We start from the raw sequence: 15,578 nt of genomic DNA on the forward strand, positions 1-15,578 counted from the left end.
GCAAAAGGCAAAAGGCAAAAGGCAAAAGGCAAAAGGCAAAAGGCAAAAGGCAAAATATGACTGGGATAGATCTTTTTTATTTGATCTGATTAATATACAGTTTAAATGCACAACAGCTTATAGATCGTGCGTTACATTTCATGCTTCGCACCCTAAAAGAGCGATTGGCCTACGGCCACGCTACGCGATGAAGCGTTTCGGCAAAGCCGACGCTACGCGAACGCGAAGCGTGGCCAAAGGCCTCAGCTTCCGCTAAAAGCGATCGCACTTGCCTATTGCCTCTTGCCTATTGCCTCTTGCCTTTTCCTAAGGGATTCTGTTCACAACTCCAATGAAAACGCTATATGACACTAACCGGACAGCAATATCAACAATTAAGAGATGCTTTAATTGCTGCATTTCCCAATCAGCAAAGATTGGCTGAAGTAGTAAGATTCAGGTTTAATAAAAACCTGAATGCCATAGCAATGGGTGATGATTTAAAAGCAATAGTGTTTAGGTTAATTGAAGCCGCAGAAGCAGAAGGATGGGTTGATAAATTAATTGCAGGTGCCCGTGAATCGAGTCCAGGTAACCCAGCGTTATTCGCCTTTGCCCAGGAGTTCAATCTGGCTATTCCTATGCCACAACCCCTATCAGCAAAAGGTAGATTAGAAAGACTGATTAGGAAAACCAATTCTTTTTTAGACGTAAATCGGTGGCGGGAGAAGTTAGGTCAAATTGAAGGGCAAGTCTGTCGTGTCGAAGTTACGAAGAACGATAATACTCGGGAATTTGGGACAGGTTTTCTGATTGCGCCCAATGTGGTTATTACTAATTACCATGTGGTGAAATCGGTAATTTCAAAACAAGCAACGTCTAGCAATGTTATCCTGCGTTTTGACTACAAACGGTTAGGGGATGGTAAAGTTATCAATCCTGGTATGGAGTATCGCTTAGTAGAGGATGACTGGTTAATTGATCAAAGTCCTTATACCAACAATCAATTACCAACCCCTGACGAATTGGATTATGCCTTGCTGAGAGTAGATGGACTTCCTGGGGAAGAACCGATTGGGAAAAATCCTGATCCCAAGTCTCCACAGCGCCAGTGGATTAAGTTACCACAAGAGCCATATTATCAGTTTGTGCCCGATACTCCACTGTTTATCGTCCAACATCCCAAGGGGGAACCATTGAAATTGGCCTGTGACACGGAAGCTATTATTACTATTAACGAGAATGGTACAACGGTTAAGTATAAAACCAATACCGAACCCGGTTCCTCTGGTTCTCCATGTTTTGATATTAACTGGAATTTAGTAGCCCTGCATCATAGTGGTGACCCAAGCTGGAATCCTAGTTATAATGCTGGCAGTCCTTTCAGTGCTATTTGTGCGCGTTTAGAGAAGCAAGGGTTATTGACAAATTTACTTAAGGGTGAAGCAATGTGGTAAATGGTTGTCTCAACCTGTAAGCCACCACTAGGTTGCCAAATACCAGCAAATAAAGGAAAATTTACGGAACTCGGTATAATCAGAGTGTAGATACTTAATTAGAGTCAGACGACTATTAAGTTCTATTTTTCACAGGTATTGAAGTAACCATCAATGAATGCTGGAAATCCCCCTGGTTATCTCCTCGCGCAGATAGAGTCAGCACTGTGTAGTGCTTTCCCTAGTGAAATTAAATTAGCAATGATGCTACAACATCAATTCAGTCAAAATCTGGCACAGGTGGCTAGTGGTGGCAATTTGACGGAAATTGTTTACAACCTAGTACAATATTTTAATACTAGGAATAGTTTAGAAAAATTAATTAAGAAAGCCCTTAAAGAAAATCCCAAGAATGCTGAGTTAAAGGCAATCAAGGAAAAATTTGAAATTACAACTAGTTTAGTCAATATATTGCTTCCTTTAGAAAACAACTTTATGAAGCAAATGCAACAGGCTTATAAAGCTTGTTGTCCTAATAACTTATGGGATGATTGGGAAGATGAACTCCCTGACAGTTTAGCTGAAATTTTAAAAAATTTAGATAAAATACCTCAATACTACAATGATCAGGAAATACCTATTATACAATTTGGCGCTCGTTTATTAGAAACTGAAGATATTCCCAACCCAATTGGTGATCAACTAAAGCAATGGTTAGAAAAAAATGCCAAGCATGATTTGAGCCCTGGGACGGCGAGGACTGGGAAAAAATCCTGTAAAACCACCCATATCCTCCACCTCTCGGACCTCCATATCACCACCCCTGAGCAAGCTACCCTATGGTCAAACCAACTCGCCCAAGACCTCAGCTACGAACTTCAAATCCCTAACCTTGATGCTCTGATCCTCTCCGGTGATATCGCTAATTATTCCACTGCCGAAGAATACCAGGCTGCACAACAGTTTCTCCACAACCTCCGCCAAGACTTCTCCCTAGACCCGAAACAAATAGTTCTAGTTCCTGGTAACCATGACCTCAACTGGAAACTAGCAGAGGACGCTTACGATTTACGCGATCGCAAAAAATACCAAGGTACACTGACAGAGGGTCACTACATCGAAGAAAGTCCAAATGTAATTCGAGTCCGAGACAAAGCCAAATACCAACAACGCTTTGCCCACTTCAGCCAATTCTATCAAGCTATCAAAACTGAAGCATATCCCCTGGAGTATGACCAGCAAGCCATTATCGACTATCTGCCAGAGCAAAACTTGCTGATCCTAGGACTAAACTCCGCTTGGGAACTGGATCATCACTTCAGAGCTCGTGCTAGCATCCACTCAGGTGCTCTGACCAATGCTCTGACCCAGATTCGCCGTAACCCAGACTACCGCAACTGCCCCTTGAAAATAGCGGTTTGGCACCATCCCCTCAATAGTGACGGAAGCGATCGCATTATTGACAAAGGCTTCATTGAACAATTGGCCGTTGCTGGATTCCGCTTCTTCCTCCACGGACATATCCATAAAGCCGAAACCAGCCTTTTCCGTTACGACCTCAGCCCAGGTGGACGCAAACTCGACCAAATTTGTGCTGGCACCTTTGGCGCACCGACCTTTGAACTACGATCCGCTTATCCTTGGCAATATAATCTACTGAAAATTAACGATAATCAGCTCACTGTCCGCACTCGCCGTCGGGAAGAAGAAAATGGTGCTTGGAAACCTGATTCACGGTGGAGTCAGGGTCCGGGAAAAAGTGCTTTGGATTATTATTGTATTGAATTGTAATCAGTTTTTGACACATCTATCCCTTAAACTATTGAAGTAACTGTAAATGAATGGTGGACATACCCCTGGTTATCTCCTCAAAAAGATAAACAAAGCACTGTTTAGTGCTTTCCCTAGTAACACTAAATTAGCAATGATGTTAGAATTCCAATTCGATAAAAATTTGGAAGAGATAGCTCGTGGTGAAAATCTAACTGAAGTTGTTTACAAAGTAGTACAATTTTTTAAAACTAGCAATAGGTTAGGAATATTAATTGATGGAGCACTTAAAGAAAATCCTGATAATACTGAATTAAATGCAATCAATGAACAATTTAAAATTACGACTAGTTTAATCGATATCTTGCTTCCTTTAGAAAAAAACTTGATCAACCAAATGCAACAGGCTTATCAAGCTTGCTGTCCCGATGGATTATGGTATGATTGGGAAGATGAACTCCCTGAGAGTTTCTATGAAATTCTAAAAAATTTGGATTTGGAGGAGAAAGCTCAAGGAACTGATAATGAAAAACCTATTGTAAAATTTGTCCCTCGTTTATTAGAAACTGGAGATATTCCCGAGCCAACTGCTGAGAAACTCAAGCAATGGTTAGAAAAAAATGCCAAGAACCCTTCTGATTTATTACCTCAGACTAGCAGTCACTCTCAAAATTATCAGCAACAAAATTTAGATGCACAACCTTATCTGCTTGTCAAGGTAGATTCTAGTAAACAATATCAGCAACAACGTCAACCTAATTATTTAGTCTCAGCTTGGTTCATTCCTGACATCAGTAATTATAATTATTTAGAAAATCCTCAAAATTGTAAATTTTTAGAGACTTCACAAGATGATGGAGAATCTGAACAAGATGTGTTTTGCCTTGAAGACTTGCCAAAGTTAATAGAATCTTTTTTAAATCAGTCAAATCAATATTATAAGGAATCTTGTAAAAAATATTGCGATTACCCAATACTTGTATTTTTATTGCCTTATCAACTATTTAACTATGCAATTGAAAGAGAAATTAAAATTACAAATGATTTTAATTATACACATCCTCTTTATAAGGAGTATAAGGTAGTTATTCGATCTGTGGCACGTTATAAAAAATTAATAACAAATCATCATAACCATCCTTACCGAACAGATTGCATCAAAAAATGGGAAAAAATTAAAAATAGTTGTAAACCTCAATGTAATCAAGGATTTGTTGATGTTAGTCAATTTGATTTTAATGAGGATAAATTACATGATTTTCTAAAAATCCAAGAAATAAACAAAAAACCGATAGCATTAAAATTAAAGACCCCCCCATGTGAATCTATATTACAAGTCATTGACAAGAGAGCAATACCAGTTGCTTTATGGGTAAGAAAAAATATAAATTGTCAAGAGGAACTCGATAAAATACTCAATTGTAAAATAAATGAACTTCCCAAAAAGGTACAAGAACAACGTTTAAAGGCTCCTAACGAAGAGGATGGACAAGAACATATCGGACACCATCTTGCTCTTTTGTGGGAAGATCCCTATCTACTACCACCCCAGATTGACTATACAACCCTATGACATCTTGGAAAATCTTTCGCGGAACTCCCGAACAACCCCACAATGGCATTGAACGCCTTCCTGAGCCTCCTAGCTGGCGGAAATTTGACAAAAAAGGACGGGGTACAACCTATCAGACCAGGCCAGAGGAAATAGAGTTAGTCAATGCCGCTTTGTATCTGCGTCGTCCGTTATTAGTAACGGGAAAACCAGGGACAGGAAAAACATCTTTAGCCTATGCAGTTGCTCAAGAGTTACAATTAGGAGAAGTGTTACGTTGGAATATTACCACTCGCTCCCATTTACAGCAAGGACTTTATAGTTATGATGCTATTGGTAGATTACAAGATGCTCAAGGAAGCGACAAGGATAATTTAGCAGAAATTGGTAAGTATATTCAATTGGGTCCCTTGGGAACGGCGTTACTCCCCTCAACTTACCCCAGGGTATTATTAATTGATGAAATGGATAAAAGCGATATTGATTTACCCAATGATTTATTGACTATTTTTGAAGAAGGCGAATTTGAAATTCCAGAATTAACACGAATCAGTGACCCGTTTCCAGACTCAGACTCAGGTATTCTTGTCAAAACCTGGGATAATCAAAGTAAAACTATTCACAAAGGAAAGGTAACCTGTCACGCCTTTCCCTTTGTAATCCTTACTAGTAACGGAGAGAAGGCATTTCCCCCGGCTTTTTTACGACGCTGTTTACGATTAGATTTACCGGAACCAACTTCCAAGGAATTAGAAAAGATTGTCAAAGCTCATTTAGGGGATAGTATTGAAGAAGCTGAACCGATTATTGAAACGTTTATCGACCGACGGAAGAAAGGAGACTTGGCTACAGACCAATTGCTCAATGCCATTTATATATTAACTAAGACAGTTAATACAGAGGATGCTCCCATGGTTGACTTTCAAGACGAAGATAAAGGCCAGAAAAAAGCAAAGTTAATTGACCAATTGCTACGGTCCCTCAGTAGTATATAGTGTTTATAATAGCTATGAGGTAAACAGGATTTTTTGACTCTTGTCTCTTGCCTGCTGCCTGCTCCCGTCTTGATGCAGTCGCTCATGGGGGAAACCCCCAAGACCGCGCTGCATCGCTGCTCCCTGCTCCCTAAAACCCAGAGATTTGTAGGTCATGATTAGAATAATTGCTATATAAGGGATATGGTTGAAGAAGCGATCGCTATTCTACAACAAGCAGGATTTGATTTAACTGCTCGGGAAATAGCAGAAATTTTCTGGTTGGCTGTTCATCTAGACGAGTCAATACAGGAGTCAGAACCATCAACTCTATCCCAAGACCAATCACAGAAAGCGCCAAATAAAAATTCAGATATCCAAGCAGATACGCACAAATCATCACCGGAGAAAAAACGTGGTGCTGATCTTTATCAACCCTCTTCCCAACCTAAAAAGATCAAAGAAAGTGGAGAAGCAATTCCGATTAAAGTGCCAGCAGCCCTAGCATTGAGAAATAGTCTGGCGTTGGGACGGGCATTTCGTCCGTTAATGGGGAAAGTCCCATCTGCTACAGAAACGATATTGGATGTAGAAGCTACTGTTTACCAAATTGCTGAATCAAACATTTGGCTTCCAGTTCTGAAACCTGCTTCTGATCGATGGTTAGAGTTAGCGTTGGTGGTTGAAAAAACTAGTTCAACTGCGGTTTGGAAACAGACAATTACTGAACTGCAACATTTAGTCAAGCATCATGGAGCCTTTCGGGATGTACGCACGTGGGAATTAACGATTACTGACACCAAGGTAAACTTATTTTCTCAAACTAGCACGGGTCGGTATGATTCCACTCCCTATCCTCCCCAGGTATTAATTGACCCGAAGAAACAACGTTTAATTTTATTGGTGAGTGATTGTATTTCTGTGGCTTGGCGCAGACAATTCATTCATCCAGTGCTAAAGTTGTGGGGACGCAATGGTTTACTTACTATCCTTCAGCTACTTCCTGAACGGCTTTGGGAACGCACGGCTTTAGCTTCAGAAATACCAGTGCAACTGCATTCTCTTAGTCCTGGAGTTGTCAATTCTGAGTTTATTGTTAAAGCTTGGGATGAAGAGGACATTGACCATAAATCTTCCTCTGTCAATGTTCCCGTGGTTACCTTAGAACCCTACCCACTACTGGCCTGGTCACAGGTAATAGCAGGTCAGGGAAATGTTACTACAGTGGGGTTTAAATTTGATGTATCCCAAGACCCCCACGCACAGGGAAGAGGGGTAGATGCTAAACCCAGTCAAGCCCAACCGGAAGCATCAGCATTGGTTAGTCGATTTCTTGCTACGGCTTCTGTTATGGCGCGTCGGTTAGCTGGATTAATGGCAGCTGCTCCGGTTAGTTTACCTGTAGTGCAACTAATTCAGGAAAACCTGCTACCAAAATCCGCCCAAATTCATGTAGCGGAGGTGTTTATGAGTGGACTGCTCCAGTCTATAACCCCTGTAGACCAAGATTCAAATCCCGATTATATTGAGTACGACTTTAAGCCAGGGGTAAGGGAGTTATTAGTAGATTCTGTACCCATTAGTAAAACTGTTTCAGTTATTGATAAAGTATCTGAGTTTGTCGCTAATCAATTAGGGTTGTCAGTACAGGACTTTGAAGCACGTTTAGTTATACCGGCAACTGCAAGTAATGATTTATTGGAAGAAAAAATTCGTCCCTTTGCGCAGCTAAAAGCTCAAGTTTTACAGCGATTAGGAGGGGAGTATGCTCGTTTGGCTGAACAAATCATAATCTCAGAAATCTCTATCCCAGCTAATCCTCCTGGTTATCTCCTCAAAAAGATAAACGAAGCACTGCGTAGTGCTTTCCCTAGTCAAATTAAATTAGCAATGATGCTACAACATCAATTTAATATAAATCTGGAAGAGGTGGCTCCTGGGGAATATTTGACTGAAATTGTTTACAAATTAGTACAATATTTTAATACTAGCAATAGGTTAGCAAGATTAATTGATAAAGCCCTTAAAGAAAATCCAGATAATCATGAGTTAAAGGCAATCAAGGAAAACTTTAAAATTACAACTAGTTTAATCAATATATTGCTTCCTTTAGAAAAACACTTTATCAAACAAATGCAACAGGCTTATCGAGCTTCTTGTCCCGAGGAATTATTGGATGATTGGTGGGAATATGAACTCCCTGATACTTTATTTGAAATTCTAGCAAATTTGGATGATATACCTCAACCCAATGATGAAAAAAATATTATAAAATTTGTCGTTAGTTTATTACAAACTGGGGATATTCCCAAGTCAGAGGCTGAGCAACTCAAGCAATGGATAAAAGAAAATGTTAATAACCCTAATGATTTATCAACTAATGAAGATTTCACAGAAGAAGTCAATAGTAATCCTCAACATAATTCCCCAAAAAATGCTAACGTTTTACAGGAATTAAGGTATGCTAATTTGGTTCGACCACCCCTCGCATTAAACAATTTTTCCTCAGCTAATCCCTCAGAGTTAAAGCAGTTTTCCTTTAAAGTAGTAACAGTTAACCGTACAGGAGATATAATCAAGAAAGAAAATAAGCAAGCAAATTACTTCACTCAAGATCTGGGGAATGGAGTAGACCTAGAGATGGTGTATATCCCAGCAGGAAGCTTCTTAATGGGTTCCCCGAAAAGTGAGAGGGACAGTGATGACAGCGAAAGACCTCAACACCAAGTAAACATCCAACCCTTCTTCCTGGGGAAATATCAGGTAACCCAGGCGCAATGGCAAGCTGTGGCCAAGCTCCCAAAAGTTAAGCGGGACTTAGATCTAGACCCTTCCAGATTTAAAGGAAAAAATCGACCAGTAGAGCAAGTAAGCTGGTTTGATGCAGTAGAATTTTGCGATCGCCTTTCTGAATATACAGGAACCGAATACAGATTACCCAGTGAAGGGGAATGGGAATACGCCTGTAGAGCAGGAACTACCACGCCATTCCATTATGGAGAGACCATAACCAGTAAATTAGCTAATTATGACGCTTCCTATATTTATGCAGAGGAAGCAAAAGGGAAATATCGAGGAGAAACCACCCCAGTAGGACGTTTTCCCCCCAACGGCTTTGGCTTATACGATATGCATGGCAATGTTTACGAGTGGTGTGGGGATCCTTACCATGATAATTACTTTGGAGCCCCTACAGATGGGACTGTCTGGACTCTTAATTATCATAGTAATGATTACTATTTGATCCGGGGCGGGTCCTGGGGCAGCGATCCTAGGAATTTCCGTTCTGCCTCCCGCAACTTCTATATCGCGCGCGATCTCTTCAACTTCGATCTCGGTTTTCGTGTGGCTCGGGGTGTTGGGAGGATCTAGCCCTTGGGCAAGTCAAAAGTTAGAAGTCAGAAGTCAAAAGTAAGCTAAGACTAGGTTTCGGAATTTAGAAATGTCCTAAGTTTAATGGGTAGTGCAATACCAATAAAAAAAATCGGTCAAGTTGTGGTTAACCCCAATGCTTGACCGAATTCTATTGTGTAAGCCACCACAAGTACAGCGGAGCTCAAATCTAGATACTGTTGATCAACTAATACATGAGACTTCTTGCAGAAGTCGGGAACAGGGAACAGGGAACAGGGAACAGTGGACAAGAATTGACGTGACCTAACCCATAAGCTGATAACTAATAACTGATAGCTTCAAAATAACCTCCACAATTCCTAGTCGCCAGGGCGTCAAAACCCTGTCTTGATGCAGTCGCTCATGGGGGAAAACCCCAAGACCGCGCTGCATCGCTGGCAAAACCCTATTCTAGTCTACATAAAAATATCGAATCAAAAACGTCATAACCTCACCAGGCTTTTCAGTAGGTTCTGGAGTGCTCCATTCGTCGGGATAGGCGTATTTAAGGGCATAGATGGCATTAATCGTATTCCGAACTTGTTCAGGAGAACCGATCAAAACGTACTTGACTTTCTTAGGTTTACGACCAGGGTTTTCAGGGTTTTGATTTTCATCGGAGTTAGGCGGAATGTTTTTAGTCATGATCAACAGTATCCTTAAATGGCGTATATTATTAATATATAAATAAATTAATCAAATGTCAAGGGGTTTAGGATTTTTTTTTTATTAGTAAATAAATAGTTGCTATAATAGTAAATAGGGCATAAATAAGAGAGTACTTTTGTTATTGTGGGGATGGTATTCATTGTAAATAATGTTAAAAAAATTACCCAATTACAAAAGCAATTGCTTCTACTCCCTGCTCCCTGCTCCCTGCTCCCTGCTCCCTGCTCCCTGCCCCCTGCTCCCTGTTCCCTGTTCCCTAAGCTAAAACTGTAGATAGAGGATTTTAATAATGCCTAATTTAACGGTCAAAGATTTAGAAACGCTGCAAGCACAGCATCCTGATTATCAGATAGAATTAATAGGGGGAGAAATTATTTTTATGAGTCCTTCAGGGTTAGAATCCGATGAAGTAGCAATAGAAATTGCTGCTCAACTTCGTAACTGGGTAAGACCGCGCAAATTAGGAAGAGTTTCTGGTTCTAGTGGTGGTTTTCGCTTACCGAATAAAGATGGGGATGTTCGCGCTCCGGATGCGTCTTTTATCTTAGCTGAACGTCTACCTCGCACTACGGAAGATTACGCCGAATTAGTCCCTGATTTGACATTTGAAGTGAAATCTAAGAGCGATAGCCTACCAAAATTGCGCCAGAAAATACAGCAATTTCTGGAATTGGGAACTACAGTTGGGGTGTTAGTAGATCCGAGAACTCGCACCATGGAAGTTTATCGCCTCAATCAGGATAAAGTTGTGCTGGGGGATGGGGATGTGCTGCAAGTACCAGAATTGCTTCCTGGTTGGGAATTACCTATTGTTGAGGTGTGGGCACCGGAATTTGATTGAGTATAGACAAGGGAACAGGGAATAGGGAATAGGGAAGAGGCAATAGGCAATAGGCAAGAGTGAAAAAATCATATCTATCTCATAGCTATAGGAAACGGTATAAACTTCGTAAAGGTGTAAAACCATGAGATTCATCAGCCCGAAAACTGACTTTGCTTTCAAGAAAATCTTTGGCTCAGATCAGAGTAAAGATATTCTGATTTCCTTCCTCAATGCCATGATATACTCTGGTAATTCCGTCATCCAGGATTTAGAAATTATTGACCCCTATAGTGCGGGGGATGTAGTAGATTTAAAAGACACGTATCTGGATGTTAAGGCAGTATTAGAAGATCAAACGACTGTCATCATTGAGATGCAACTCTGGAATGTGGAGGCTTTCGAGAAGCGAGTGGTGTATAACTTGTGCAAAACCTATGGAAATCAACTTAAATCGGGACAGGGATATTTCGATCTCAATCCGGTCATTGCTTTAACCATCACGGATTTTAAGTTATTCCCCTCAACCGAGAAAGTCATTAGCTGTTTTTACTTTCAAGAGGAAGAAGAGCACTTGCCTTATCAGGAGAACGAGTTAAAGCTGGTGTTTGTGGAACTACCCAAATTTACTAAGCAATTGGAAGAATTGGAAAGTGTGATAGATAAGTGGATCTTTTTTATCAAAGAAGCGCCTAACTTAGAAATTATTCCTGACAAATTCAGGGAAATCCCACAGCTAGAACAAGCTTTAACAATAGCGAATCAAGCGGGGTTGAGTGTCTCAGAAGTGGAAAAACTCCGCAAACAGGAGATGGCCTTGGAGGACGCGCGACGTGCATGGAGTTTCGCGAAAAGGGAAGGACGAGAAGAAGGTAGACTTGAAGGCAGACTAGAAGGACGAGAAGAAGGCAGACTAGAAGGACGAGAACAAGGTAGACTTGAAGAAAAACAGCAGATTGCTAAACAAATGAAGGCCGCTGGGTTACCCCTGAATGATATTGCTCAATATACGGGGTTGACTATCGATGAAATTAATCAGTTGTCCTAAGATAGTAATAAAAAATTGAAAGTCTGGAGAAAAGTCCGTGGCACAGGCTTCTAGCCTGTGACCTAACCCATAAGCTGATAACTGAATAGCTGATAACTGATAGCTGACGGCTGATAGCTAATAATTAAAAGTTAGGAAATCCCATAGCCAGTGTGTTGTCGGATATGGGGAGGATGAAAGGCTAAAACAATTTTTTCTTTGGGTATTCCTGCCGCCAGTAGCTCTTCTGTAATGCCGTGATCTAGACCATCATGGTGTAGCCAAATTTTATTGTTACGTATTTCAGCATCAAAGATGAGTGAATGAATTCGTTGTGTATCGTTCCAACCTTCCCTAATAACTAGATAGCGAGTTTTGTCATCGCTAACAATGATTTTACTGATCACGGTATTATTGATAGAATTATTTTTGTGACGATTCAGGATATTACAATAGTTTTTCAGGATCTGAATAAGAGCTGTAGCACAATTGGTTACTCCAGTGAAGGTTTCCATACCTTAATTTCCTCCTGGTTTTCATCATCGTGGTAAAAATCCTTGGCAGGCATGTAGAACGTGGATTATATGGATATTGCTATTATAGTAAAGATTATAAAGTAGGGTGGGCAAAATAGTATAATCATTAATACTCAACAAAACCAAACTGTTTTTGCCCACCCTACAAGCTCTGTTCCCTGTTCTTACAAGCTTTGTTCCCTACTCCCTACTCCCTACTCCCTACTCCCTATTCCCTGTTCCCTGCTCCCTATATAAACCTGTAAAACCATGAGATTCATCAGCCCGAAAACTGACTTTGCTTTCAAGAAAATCTTTGGCTCAGATCAGAGTAAAGATATTCTGATTTCCTTCCTCAATGCCATGATATACTCTGGTAATTCCGTCATCCAGGATTTAGAAATTATTGACCCCTATAGTGCGGGGGATGTAGTAGATTTAAAAGACACGTATCTGGATGTTAAGGCAGTATTAGAAGATCAAACGACTGTCATCATTGAGATGCAACTCTGGAATGTGGAGGCTTTCGAGAAGCGAGTGGTGTATAACTTGTGCAAAACCTATGGAAATCAACTTAAATCGGGACAGGGATATTTCGATCTCAATCCGGTCATTGCTTTAACCATCACGGATTTTAAGTTATTCCCCTCAACCGAGAAAGTCATTAGCTGTTTTTACTTTCAAGAGGAAGAAGAGCACTTGCCTTATCAGGAGAACGAGTTAAAGCTGGTGTTTGTGGAACTACCCAAATTTACTAAGCAATTGGAAGAATTGGAAAGTGTGATAGATAAGTGGATCTTTTTTATCAAAGAAGCGCCTAACTTAGAAATTATTCCTGACAAATTCAGGGAAATCCCACAGCTAGAACAAGCTTTAACAATAGCGAATCAAGCGGGGTTGAGTGAGTCAGAATTGGAAAAGATCTGGAAACAGGAAATGGCCTTGTGGGACTGGCGAGGTGCATTGAATTTTGCGAAAAGGGAAGGACGAGAAGAAGGACGAGAAGAAATAAGGCTAGAAGGGAAAAGAAATTTACTATTGAGACTGCTTGAGAGCCGTTTTGGACAACTAACCAGGAATGCGATCGCATTAATCGAAGCCTTGACCAACCAAGACCTAGACCGTTTATCAAAAGCCATCTGGGATTTTAACACCAGTGAGGACTTACTAAACTGGCTGGAAGAGCACTCTAAGTAAAGGTAGCTATAGGGTAACTCAATCAATTGTGATAATTTTTGTTCCCTACTCCCTACTCCCTACTCCCTACTCCCTACTCCCTACTCCCTACTCCCTATTCCCTATTCCCTTTCTTATATCATCCGCTTCAACCGCACCATAAAAAAACCATCCATCTGGTCTCGATAGGGCACAACTTTCAGCCAACCTTCCGGTGTTGAAAACGCTTTAAGAAACGAAAGAGTAGGGGGTTCAATTTGCCACTGGGAATGACCTTCCAGAAACCATTGTATTACCGCCTCATTTTCTTGAGGATTTAAGGTACAGGTAGCATAGACTAACACACCTCCGGCCTTGACCCAAGTTGCGGTATGCTCTAACAATTCTTTTTGCAAAATACTAAGTTCCTGGACTTTTTCTGGAGTCATGCGCCAACGAATATCAGGACGTCGGTGAAGGGTACCATTACCGGAACAGGGAGCATCTAATAACACAGCATTAGCCATCTTAGTAAATTCAGGTAAATCCCGACTATCACCAGTACTGATCTGAATCGATTGTAATTGTAACCGTTGGGCATTCTGTTGGACTTTTTTGAGGCGGGAAGCTGAGCGATCGCATGCCCAAATCTTGCCCTGATCTGCCATTAATTCCGCAATATGAGTTGTCTTGCCCCCCGGTGCAGCACAGGCATCAATCACCACATCACCAGGTTGAGGGTCCAGCAGATAACTGACCAGCTGGGCACTACAATCTTGAACGGTCCACCAACCTTCCTTAAATCCTGGTAGCTCTTGAATCCCACCAACACCACCCACAATCCGCAGTGCTTGGGGGAGCTGAGCTGGGTTGCTGAACATAGGGATAATCTCACCATTCCCCTCGTCCTGGTGAGATACCAAGGGAGGTACCCGCTGAATAGCCAGTTCAGCAGATTGCATCCCTGCCTCCACGTCCTCGATGGACACCTTGAGGGGATTTACCCGTAAGTCAATGGTAGGAGATTGGTTAAACCATTGACACAGCTGTTCTGTTTCCTCTGCTCCCAGCTGTTCTAACCACAGCTCGATCATCCAATCGGGAAAACTGTGTAAAATGCCCAAACCCTCGATATCCCCTTCTGGCAACTGCAAAGGGTCAGGGGAATTGGCAGCTAAACGGGCATAGTTTCGTAGTAAACCATTAACCACCCCTGCCAGTCCTTTGAAGCCATTGTTCTTCGCTAGGTCAACGGTGGTATTGACCGCTGCTGAAGCAGGAATTCGGGCTTGATAGCGCAGCTGATATAGTCCAAGGTGAAGTATAGTGCGCAAATCTGGAGGTTGCTGATTAGCTTTCTTTTTGCCCAACTGGTCAAGTAGAGCATCCAGAGTGCGCTGTCGTCGGACACTACCATAAACTAATTCTGTCACTAAGCCCCGATCAGCACCAGTTAACTGAGCAGTGTGTAGCACTCGATTCAGGGCAATATCAGCAAAAGCACCCCGCCGATGAATATCCCGGAGGGCTAGGAATGCTAACTGGCGAGGATTTTGTTTATCAAAGGTTGACGATTTATCTTGGCTCACAAACTCTGTGCTCCTCTGGGTCTTACTGATCAGCTAATATGCAGTTATAACAGTTATCAATTAGGTATTGAGAACTGCTATAAATAATATGGTTAATCCTTTTTAAACATTGGGTATGTCAGCCACCTCAACCCCTTTACCAGAAGCTCTTGCTCGGATTGTAGAACGTTTTCAGCGGCGCAAAGACCCCAAGCAACGGTATCAGCAGTTGCTGTGGTACGCCAAGAAGCTTCAGGCAATGCCAGAAACCGATAAAGTTCCAGAAAACAAAGTTCCTGGCTGCGTGTCCCAGGTTTATATCACTGCTAACTTGGATGATGGCAAAGTCTTGTATCAGGGAGACTCAGATGCCCAATTGGTTAAAGGATTAGTGGCGTTGTTAATTGAAGGCTTGAATGGACTGACGCCAACAGAGATTGTCAACCTATCTCCTGACTTTATTCAAGACATCGGATTGAATGCTAGTTTAACCCCTTCTCGCGCTAATGGATTTTATAACATTTTCCAGACCATGAAGAAAAAGGCTCTGGGATATCAGTTGGGAATGTCTTCGAGAGAAGTGACTTGAGACTATCCCACATATAACTAATAGATTAGTTGAGACAAAATTAAACAAAAAAAAATCCCCAGCGGGTAGCTGAGGAATGAGTCAGGGTGCATCTACTATTTCTTAATCCTTCATTGCTCTGTCTCGATCCG

The 15,578-nt window shown here is 41.3% G+C and carries 14 protein-coding genes; 10 read left to right on the top strand and 4 right to left on the bottom strand.

The genetic code is table 11. The features are described 5' to 3' along the window. From AC4II3_RS24335 to AC4II3_RS24355, 5 genes are all read left to right on the top strand, one after another. A partial coding sequence (locus tag AC4II3_RS24335) for a hypothetical protein (protein ID WP_488016143.1) occupies positions 1–256 on the top strand: 256 nt, incomplete at its 5' end. Positions 257–344: 88 nt separating this feature from the next. Continuing rightward, positions 345–1,436 (top strand): effector-associated domain EAD1-containing protein, encoded by a 1,092-nt coding sequence (locus AC4II3_RS24340; protein WP_488016141.1) that lies wholly within the window; start codon positions 345–347, stop codon positions 1,434–1,436. A gap of 153 nt (positions 1,437–1,589) precedes the next feature. Continuing rightward, positions 1,590–3,206 carry an effector-associated domain EAD1-containing protein gene (locus tag AC4II3_RS24345; protein ID WP_488016139.1) on the top strand — a complete coding sequence of 539 codons (1,617 nt, stop codon included), beginning with the start codon at positions 1,590–1,592 and terminating at the stop codon, positions 3,204–3,206. Positions 3,207–3,252: 46 nt separating this feature from the next. Next, positions 3,253–4,758, top strand: coding sequence for a VMAP-C domain-containing protein (locus AC4II3_RS24350; protein WP_488016137.1), 1,506 nt, complete (start codon positions 3,253–3,255; stop codon positions 4,756–4,758). Beyond that, on the top strand, positions 4,755–5,732 hold the full coding sequence (locus AC4II3_RS24355) for an AAA family ATPase (protein WP_488016135.1): 978 nt from the start codon (positions 4,755–4,757) through the stop codon (positions 5,730–5,732). Before AC4II3_RS24350 ends, AC4II3_RS24355 begins: the two co-directional genes overlap by 4 nt. A 12-nt stretch (positions 5,733–5,744) precedes the next feature. On the opposite strand, the gene AC4II3_RS24360 is transcribed toward AC4II3_RS24355, so the two are convergent. Further along, positions 5,745–5,888 (bottom strand): hypothetical protein, encoded by a 144-nt coding sequence (locus tag AC4II3_RS24360; RefSeq protein WP_488029556.1) that lies wholly within the window; start codon positions 5,886–5,888, stop codon positions 5,745–5,747. 27 nt (positions 5,889–5,915) lie between these two features. Between AC4II3_RS24360 and AC4II3_RS24365 the strand changes: the two genes are divergently transcribed. Further along, positions 5,916–9,083, top strand: coding sequence for an SAV_2336 N-terminal domain-related protein (locus AC4II3_RS24365; protein ID WP_488014506.1), 3,168 nt, complete (start codon positions 5,916–5,918; stop codon positions 9,081–9,083). A 432-nt stretch (positions 9,084–9,515) separates the two neighbouring features. Here AC4II3_RS24365 and AC4II3_RS24370 read toward each other — a convergent pair whose 3' ends face one another. Next, positions 9,516–9,749, bottom strand: a complete 234-nt coding sequence (locus AC4II3_RS24370; protein WP_488014508.1) for a hypothetical protein — start codon at positions 9,747–9,749, stop codon at positions 9,516–9,518. A gap of 313 nt (positions 9,750–10,062) precedes the next feature. Here AC4II3_RS24370 and AC4II3_RS24375 point away from each other — a divergent pair, with 313 nt between their 5' ends. Both AC4II3_RS24375 and AC4II3_RS24380 read left to right on the top strand, forming a co-directional pair. Next, complete coding sequence (locus tag AC4II3_RS24375; RefSeq protein ID WP_488014512.1) at positions 10,063–10,614, top strand: Uma2 family endonuclease; 552 nt, start codon at positions 10,063–10,065, stop codon at positions 10,612–10,614. 124 nt (positions 10,615–10,738) lie between these two features. Further along, on the top strand, positions 10,739–11,641 hold the full coding sequence (locus AC4II3_RS24380) for an Rpn family recombination-promoting nuclease/putative transposase (RefSeq protein WP_488014514.1): 903 nt from the start codon (positions 10,739–10,741) through the stop codon (positions 11,639–11,641). Between the two features lie 131 nt (positions 11,642–11,772). Here the strand turns inward: AC4II3_RS24380 and AC4II3_RS24385 are convergent, their stop codons facing one another. Further along, a complete protein-coding gene (locus AC4II3_RS24385; RefSeq protein WP_488014516.1) occupies positions 11,773–12,135 on the bottom strand; it encodes an element excision factor XisI family protein in 363 nt (120 codons plus the stop codon). A gap of 270 nt (positions 12,136–12,405) precedes the next feature. Between AC4II3_RS24385 and AC4II3_RS24390 the strand changes: the two genes are divergently transcribed. Next, entirely contained in the window at positions 12,406–13,332 is a 927-nt protein-coding gene (locus tag AC4II3_RS24390) for an Rpn family recombination-promoting nuclease/putative transposase (RefSeq protein ID WP_488014518.1), read from the top strand. A gap of 113 nt (positions 13,333–13,445) precedes the next feature. On the opposite strand, the gene rsmB is transcribed toward AC4II3_RS24390, so the two are convergent. After that, positions 13,446–14,879, bottom strand: a complete 1,434-nt coding sequence (gene rsmB / locus AC4II3_RS24395) for a 16S rRNA (cytosine(967)-C(5))-methyltransferase RsmB (RefSeq protein WP_488014520.1) — start codon at positions 14,877–14,879, stop codon at positions 13,446–13,448. A gap of 115 nt (positions 14,880–14,994) precedes the next feature. Between rsmB and AC4II3_RS24400 the strand changes: the two genes are divergently transcribed. Next, on the top strand, positions 14,995–15,447 hold the full coding sequence (locus AC4II3_RS24400) for a SufE family protein (RefSeq protein ID WP_488014522.1): 453 nt from the start codon (positions 14,995–14,997) through the stop codon (positions 15,445–15,447). Positions 15,448–15,578: the final 131 nt, after the last annotated feature.

The sequence above is a fragment of the Moorena sp. genome, from assembly GCF_982860115.1.

Excerpts from the sequence above, each read along its gene's own strand:
- AC4II3_RS24355 (WP_488016135.1), top strand. The coding sequence starts at position 4,755 with ATGACATCTTGGAAAATCTTTCGCGGAACTCCCGAACAACCCCACAAT.
- AC4II3_RS24340 (WP_488016141.1), top strand. The coding sequence starts at position 345 with ATGACACTAACCGGACAGCAATATCAACAATTAAGAGATGCTTTAATT.
- AC4II3_RS24360 (WP_488029556.1), bottom strand. The coding sequence starts at position 5,888 with ATGACCTACAAATCTCTGGGTTTTAGGGAGCAGGGAGCAGCGATGCAG.
- AC4II3_RS24345 (WP_488016139.1), top strand. The coding sequence starts at position 1,590 with ATGAATGCTGGAAATCCCCCTGGTTATCTCCTCGCGCAGATAGAGTCA.
- AC4II3_RS24390 (WP_488014518.1), top strand. The coding sequence starts at position 12,406 with ATGAGATTCATCAGCCCGAAAACTGACTTTGCTTTCAAGAAAATCTTT.
- AC4II3_RS24385 (WP_488014516.1), bottom strand. The coding sequence starts at position 12,135 with ATGGAAACCTTCACTGGAGTAACCAATTGTGCTACAGCTCTTATTCAG.
- AC4II3_RS24350 (WP_488016137.1), top strand. The coding sequence starts at position 3,253 with ATGAATGGTGGACATACCCCTGGTTATCTCCTCAAAAAGATAAACAAA.
- AC4II3_RS24375 (WP_488014512.1), top strand. The coding sequence starts at position 10,063 with ATGCCTAATTTAACGGTCAAAGATTTAGAAACGCTGCAAGCACAGCAT.
- AC4II3_RS24365 (WP_488014506.1), top strand. The coding sequence starts at position 5,916 with ATGGTTGAAGAAGCGATCGCTATTCTACAACAAGCAGGATTTGATTTA.
- AC4II3_RS24370 (WP_488014508.1), bottom strand. The coding sequence starts at position 9,749 with ATGACTAAAAACATTCCGCCTAACTCCGATGAAAATCAAAACCCTGAA.
- AC4II3_RS24400 (WP_488014522.1), top strand. The coding sequence starts at position 14,995 with ATGTCAGCCACCTCAACCCCTTTACCAGAAGCTCTTGCTCGGATTGTA.
- AC4II3_RS24380 (WP_488014514.1), top strand. The coding sequence starts at position 10,739 with ATGAGATTCATCAGCCCGAAAACTGACTTTGCTTTCAAGAAAATCTTT.